The 6,314-nt window shown below is 67.7% G+C and carries 6 protein-coding genes; 3 read left to right on the top strand and 3 right to left on the bottom strand.

Annotated features, from left to right (window positions below; translation table 11 throughout):
* Nucleotides 1–116 precede the first annotated feature (116 nt).
* Complete coding sequence (locus D7Y61_RS05420) at nucleotides 117–1,028, bottom strand: MBL fold metallo-hydrolase (RefSeq protein ID WP_180865423.1); 912 nt, start codon at nucleotides 1,026–1,028, stop codon at nucleotides 117–119.
* Nucleotides 1,029–1,093: 65 nt separating this feature from the next.
* Nucleotides 1,094–1,732 (bottom strand): NAD(P)-dependent oxidoreductase, encoded by a 639-nt coding sequence (locus D7Y61_RS05415; protein ID WP_180865422.1) that lies wholly within the window; start codon nucleotides 1,730–1,732, stop codon nucleotides 1,094–1,096.
* Nucleotides 1,733–1,840: 108 nt separating this feature from the next.
* On the opposite strand from D7Y61_RS05415, the gene D7Y61_RS05410 reads away from it, so the two are divergent.
* The 3 genes from D7Y61_RS05410 (at nucleotide 1,841) to gph (ending at nucleotide 4,291) form a co-directional block, all read left to right on the top strand.
* On the top strand, nucleotides 1,841–2,770 hold the full coding sequence (locus D7Y61_RS05410) for a LysR family transcriptional regulator (protein WP_180865421.1): 930 nt from the start codon (nucleotides 1,841–1,843) through the stop codon (nucleotides 2,768–2,770).
* Nucleotides 2,767–3,558, top strand: coding sequence for a class I SAM-dependent methyltransferase (locus D7Y61_RS05405; protein ID WP_180865420.1), 792 nt, complete (start codon nucleotides 2,767–2,769; stop codon nucleotides 3,556–3,558). Before D7Y61_RS05410 ends, D7Y61_RS05405 begins: the two co-directional genes overlap by 4 nt.
* A gap of 64 nt (nucleotides 3,559–3,622) precedes the next feature.
* The gene (gene gph, locus D7Y61_RS05400; protein WP_180865419.1) at nucleotides 3,623–4,291 is read left to right on the top strand and encodes a phosphoglycolate phosphatase; all 669 of its coding nucleotides are present in this window, start codon (nucleotides 3,623–3,625) and stop codon (nucleotides 4,289–4,291) included.
* A gap of 91 nt (nucleotides 4,292–4,382) precedes the next feature.
* Here gph and btuB read toward each other — a convergent pair whose 3' ends face one another.
* Nucleotides 4,383–6,227 (bottom strand): TonB-dependent vitamin B12 receptor, encoded by a 1,845-nt coding sequence (gene btuB, locus D7Y61_RS05395; RefSeq protein WP_180865418.1) that lies wholly within the window; start codon nucleotides 6,225–6,227, stop codon nucleotides 4,383–4,385.
* Nucleotides 6,228–6,314: the final 87 nt, after the last annotated feature.

Here is a 6,314-nt window from a genome sequence, read left to right as displayed (position 1 = left end):
CCCCCCCCCCCCCCCCCCCCCCCCCCCCCCCCCCCCCCCACTCTCAGGAAACAGCTTCTGCTGTTGCTGCTGCCTCTGCAGGTGCAGGGCGCAGCCCTGCAAAGAAAACATCTACCTCATGGCCACTGCATCTCGCCCTTGGCCACTTTCGCGCTCAGCTCCAGCGAAGCTTCCCCGGCCAGCTTTGGATAGCGCGCCTGCATCGCCTTCACCAGTGCCGCACTGTCCCTTGCCTTTGCCGTCTCGGTATCGAAGGCTCGGATGTACTCCGCGGTAAAGCGCAGCGCACTCGCATCCAGCGCTGCACCCGGCGCGTAGTGTCCCGGTACCACCGTCTTCGGCTTCAGCGCCTGCAAGCGCTGCAGGGTCTGCAACCAGTCGGCGTGCGATTTCGGCGTCTGCGTATCGGCCATCCACACATGCTCACCGGCCACCACCGGAATGCCACCGACGATCGCGCGCAGCGACGGCACCCACAGCACCGTGCGGTCCGGGGTCGGGCCATCCAGGCCGATCAGCGGCAGGCGCTGGCCTTCCAGTTGCAGGGCATCACCCTGCAGCACCTGTGGCACCACGATGCGTGCCGGCACGTCGGCGCCCATCTTCGGTCCCCAGTAGGCCAGCTTGCCGGCCTGGGTCTGCTGGATGTGCGCAACGGTCTGCGCGGTGGCGACGATGCGTGCCTGTGGGAAGGCATCCTGCAGGGTGGCCAGGCCGAAGTAGTAATCCGGATCGCCGTGGCTGATGTAGATCGTGGTCAGCTGCTTGCCGCTGGTGCGGATCAGCTCGACCAGTTTGCGCGCATCGCTGGCGCCGAACTGCGCGTCCACCAGAATCGCGTCATGGCGGCCTTCGATCAGCACCGAGGACACTGAGAACAATGCCTGCGGGCCGGGATGGAAGGTCTGCAGGTACAGCTGGGATTTCGTCGCCGTGGCCGGCGCGACGGTTGCCGGTGCGGCCAGCAGCGGAGCACTGGCGAAGCCGGCGGCCAACGCGAGGGGAAGCAGCAGGGCAGCGGTGCGCATGGGGAGTTCCTTGTGTCGGGTGGGGAGCCGAGCGCGGGCTTGGCTCTGCAGGGCTCGCGTGTCGATCAGTACGCCGCGGTGATGATCTGCTTCGGGTACTGGTGCGCTTCCAGCTCGGCGACGAAGGCGGCGCCATAGTCGGCGTAGCTGATGCGGCTGTGGCCGCTGGCGTCGGTCAGGAAGGCCTTGGGCTGCACGCGGTACTGGCCGCGTTCTTCGCCCGGACCGATTTCGGCGGCCGGTGAGAAGAAGGTCCAGTCCAGGTCGTCCACCGCCTGCAGGCGGTTGAAGGCTTCACGATGGGCCAGCGCGTACGGCTTGTAGGCCTCAGGGAAGGTGGGGGTATCGACCAGCTGCACGCCGGGTGCGACTTCCAGGCTGCCGGCACCGCCGACCACCACCAGGCGGGGCACGCCGGCCTTGCGTGCGGCGGCAGCCAGCTGCGCGGCGACCTCGCCGACGCGGCCGATGTCATCGCCCGGGCGCGGGCCGTAGGCGCTGGCCAGCACGTCGTGGCCGGCGATGGCGGCGACCAGCGCGTCCTGGTCATCCAGCGAGGCGATCACCGGATGGGCGCCGGCCAGTTCGGCCGGGAGGTCCCGCGCGCTGCGCACGATGACGGTGAGTTCATGGCCGTTGGCCAGCGCGTGGCGAGCGATCTGGCGGCCGATGTTGCCGGTGGAACCGACGAGGGCGATCTTCATGGCAGGACTCCGTGGGGCGGTGTGGGGTGGGAATGGGGCCACTCTAGGTCGCTGCATTCGCTCGAAAAACAGCGTATAACGCGCTTGTTTGTTGCATGGATCGAGCAGATGGACCGATTGACCGCCATGACCGTGTTCGTCGAGGTGGCCGAGCGCGGCAGCCTCACCGCCGCCGCCGAGGTGTTGGACATGTCACGGGCGATGGTCACCCGCTACCTGGCCGAGGTCGAGGGCTGGCTGGGGGCGCGCCTGTTGCACCGGACCACGCGCCGGGTCAGCCTGACCGGCCCCGGCGAGGCGGCGCTGGCGCGCTTCCGGCAGATGCTGGCCATCGGCGAGGAACTGCAGGGCGAGCTGGCCAGCGACGATCCCGAGCCGCACGGCACGCTGCGGGTGACCGCCAGCGTGTCGTTCGGGCAGAGCCACCTGGCGCGGGCGGTGGCTGGTTTCGTCGCACGCCACCCGGCGGCGCGCATCGAACTGCTGCTGGTCGACCGCATGGTCAACCTGGTGGAAGAGCGCGTGGACCTGGCCGTACGCATCGCGCGCCAGATCGACCCCAGCCTGATCGCGCGACGGCTGGCCACCTGCCGCTCGGTGCTGTGCGCGACGCCGTCCTACCTGCAGGCACGCGGTACGCCTACCGCACCGGAACACCTGGCCGCGCACAACTGCCTGACCCATCACTACGTCGGTAAGAGCCTGTGGCAGCTGCACCGCGATGGCCGTTCGCTGTCAGTGGCGGTGGGCGGCAACATCAGCGCAAACGAGGCCTCGCTGCTGCTGGAGGCGGTGCGTGCCGGCGCCGGCATCGCCATGCTGCCGACCTACCAGGTGGCCCCCTTGTTGCGCAGCGGCGAACTGATCGAGCTGTTGCCCGAGTTCAGTCTGGACGAACTGGGCATTCATGCGGTGTACGCATCACGCCGCCAGCAGCCCGTTATCATGCGGCGATTCCTGGATTTCCTGGCCGAATGCTTCGCCAGCCCGTCCTTCCAGGATCTGGATTGGCGCCCATCGGGCAAGGAGAACGCATGAACCATGGACAGGCCTTGATCGACCACAACCGTGCTGCCTGGGACCGCCAGGCCAGCGAAGTGCGCGAATGGTCGCGCCCGGTGGACAGCGCCACCGTCGCCGCTGCCCGCGAAGGGCGATGGCAGGTGCACCTGACCCCGCGCCCGCTGCCATTGGACTGGCTGGGCGATGTGCGTGGCCGTCGCATCCTGTGCCTGGCATCTGCCGGTGGCCAGCAGGCTCCGGTGCTGGCTGCTGCGGGCGCCGACGTTACCGTGTTCGATCTGTCCGATGGGCAACTCGAACAGGACCGCCAGGTGGCGGCGCGCGATGGCCTGCAGCTGCGCACCGTGCAGGGTGACATGCGCGATCTGCACGCCTTCGCCAACGACAGCTTCGACGTGGTGTTCCAGCCGATCTCGAACCTGTACGTGCCCGACGTCCGCCCGGTGTGGAGCGAGTGCCATCGTGTCCTCGCGCGCGACGGCCTGTTGATGGCCAGCTTCTACAATCCTGTGCTGTTCGTCGGCGCGCGCGATCCACAGCTGGACGCACAGGGCCTGATCCGTCCGCAGTACGCCATTCCCTATTCGGATCTGGAAGATCTGGCACCGGACGAGCGCGAGGCGAAGCTGGCACGGGGCGATGCACTGACCTTCGGCCACAGCCTGACCGAACTGATCGGCGGGCAGCTGGATGCCGGCTTCGTCATCGATCGCTTCATGGAAGACTGGCAGCCGCAGCCGCGCTTCCTGATCGACCGCTACCTGCCCACGTTCCTGGCCACGCGCGCGCGCCGGATCGGCTGAGGCGGATCGGTGCAAAAACCAGCGGCGTACAATGGACGGCCCCACGTCATGCAGGTGCCGTCCCTTGTCGTATCCCTATCCGCTGGTCGTGTTCGACCTTGATGGCACGCTGGTCGACAGCGCAGCTGATATCGCCGAAGCGCTGAACCGCACGCTGGAGGACATCGGTGTGGCACGCGTACCGGAAGCCACGGTGCTGGGCTGGATCGGCGACGGTGTGCGCCGCCTGGTCGAACAGGCCGTGCATGCCACCTGCCGCGAAGTCGACCTGGCCGAAGTGATGCCGGTATTCATGGTGCACTACCGCGAATGCCTGCTGCGCAGCCCGCGTCTGTTCGATGGCGTGGGTGAAGCGCTGGCGCAACTGCGTGCACGCAACGTGCCGCTGGCGATCTGCACCAACAAGCCCGAAGCGCTGGTGCCACCGCTGCTGCAGCACCTGGGCATCGGTGATGCGTTCGCGCTGATACTGGGCGGCGATTCGCTGCCGCAGCGCAAGCCCAGCGGTGAACCGTTGCGCCATATCGCCGCGCACTTCGGGCTGCCGGTGGACGCCTGCCTGATGGTGGGTGATTCGCTGACCGACTACCGCGCCGCCGAAGATGCCGGCATGCCGATCGCACTGGTGCGCTACGGCTATCCGCGCGGCCTGGACATGGCCACCGCGCATGCGGTGGCGGTGATCGATGACCTGCGCGAATTGCCGGGATTGGCCGCCGGCGTCCCGGTGTAGAGCCGAGCCCATGCTCGGCTGCTTTGCTGCCTGAGCCGAGCATGGGCTCGGCTCTACAGAGAAGGCGCCGGGCAATGCCCGGCGCCTTCTTTCACTTCGGCTGGTAACGCACGCTCAACTGGTACTCGCGGCCGGGCTGGTTGAACCACGCCACGGTCTCGTAGCGGCGGTCGAACACATTGGCGGCTCGTGCCAGCAGCGACCACGACGGCGTCAGCGCGTACTCGGCGCGCAGATCCAGCGTGCCGTAGCCTCCCACCTTCACCGAGTTGGCGGCATCGTCGTAGCGCTTGCCGGCACCCTGCACGGTCAGGCCGGCGCGGAAGTCGCCGTAGCGGCGGTCGATGTCCAGGCGCGCGGTCTGCTGCGCGCGGCGTGGCAGCCAGTTGTCGAACTGGGTGCTGCCGCCGGTGCGGTTGCGCGGGTCGGTGTAGCTCAGCTGTGCGTTGATGTCGAAGCCGGCCAGCAGCACGCCACCGGTCAGTTCCGCACCACGGATGCGTGCCTTCTCTACCTGCTGCATCTTCATCGTGGACGCATCGTAGGTGATCAGGTCATCGATGCGGGTTTCATAAAGGTCCAGGCCCCAGTGCCAGCCCTGTCCCTGCTGCGAAACGCCCAGGTTGGCGCTCTTGGACTTCTCCGGGTTCAAGGTCGGCACACCGCTCCACGGGTCGTACAGATCGCTGAAGGTGGGTGCCTTGAACGCCGTGCCGTAGCTGGCATTGACGCGCAGGCCATGCTCCAGCTGCATCGCCCAGCCGAGGCTGCCGGTGGCGTGGTTGCCGAACTGCTGGTTGTCGTCGTTGCGGGCGCTGACCTGCAGCTGGTGGCGGCCGAAGCGTCCCTGGTACTGCACGAACACGCCGGTGTTGCGGCGGCTGTCGACGAGATACCCGGCGCTGCTGCCGTCCAGATTGTCTTCGCTCCAGTCCACGCCGACACTCAGCAGCTGGCCCTCGGCCACACCGAAGTCACCCTGCAGCGAGGCGCTGTCACGATGAGTCTGCGCGCTGCCAAACACCCCCGGTGCGCCGAAGTTGTCGGATTCATTGTCGCTGCGGCCGACGTTGGCAGTGAATGCCAGGCGTTCGGACGGGGTGTAGCGCACCTTGCCGGCCAGCACCTGCTGGCGGGTCTCGGAATAGTTGTAGTAGCCGTCGTAGTGGTTCTTGCCATCGGCGCGCAGTGCGCTGCCTTCCACGTTCCACTGGTCGTTGAAGCTGTAACCGCCGCGCAGGCTCTTGGACAGGTTGCGGTAGCCGTCGCGATCATGTTCGTCGGCAAAGCAGCCGGCAGTGAACACCGAGGAAGAACCGCGGCAGGCATCGATGCCGTCGGAATGCTGGTAGGCGATGTCGGCGCCGAACCAGCCACGCTCGGTGCCGCCGCCGATGCCGCCGCTGGCTTCACGCAGGCCGTTGCTGCCACCACCGAGCTGGAAGTGCGGGGCGAAATCGCCCTGGTTGCGGCGGGTGAAGATCTGGATCACGCCACCGATGGCGTCGGCGCCGTACAGGCTCGACTGCGGGCCGCGCACGATTTCCACGCGTTCGATCTGCGCCAGCGGCAGGTCCTGGTACATGGCCAGGCCGAGGTCAGCGCTGTTGATGCGCACGCCATCGACCAGCACCACGGTGTGGCTGGAGTTGGTACCGCGCAGGAACAGCGAGCTCTGCTTGCCGAGCCCGCCGGCATTGGTGAGGTTGATGCCGGCGCGGCCACGCAGCAGTTCCTGCAGCGAGGTCGCCTGGCTGGATTCGATCTGCGCGCGGTCGATCACCTGTGCCGGCGCGATGCTGTCCTGCAGGGCGATCGGGGTGCGGGTGGCGGTGACCAGGATCTGGTCGAGCGCAGTGGTGTCCTCGTTGGCCTGGGCCAGCGTGGGCAGGGCGGCCAGCACGGCCAGGGACAGCAATCGGGACTGCAGCTTCATGGGGGACTCCAGGTGCCACGCACGCCCGCGTGGCGAAGGGGAGGAGCCGCGAAGGCAGGCATGCGCCGATGCCGCAGCGCACGCCAC

It is taken from the genome of Stenotrophomonas maltophilia, assembly GCF_013464485.1.
Lineage (GTDB): Bacteria > Pseudomonadota > Gammaproteobacteria > Xanthomonadales > Xanthomonadaceae > Stenotrophomonas > Stenotrophomonas maltophilia_AW.
The sequence above is the reverse complement of the archived record's forward strand: the minus strand, read 5'-3'. Positions and strand labels throughout refer to the sequence as shown.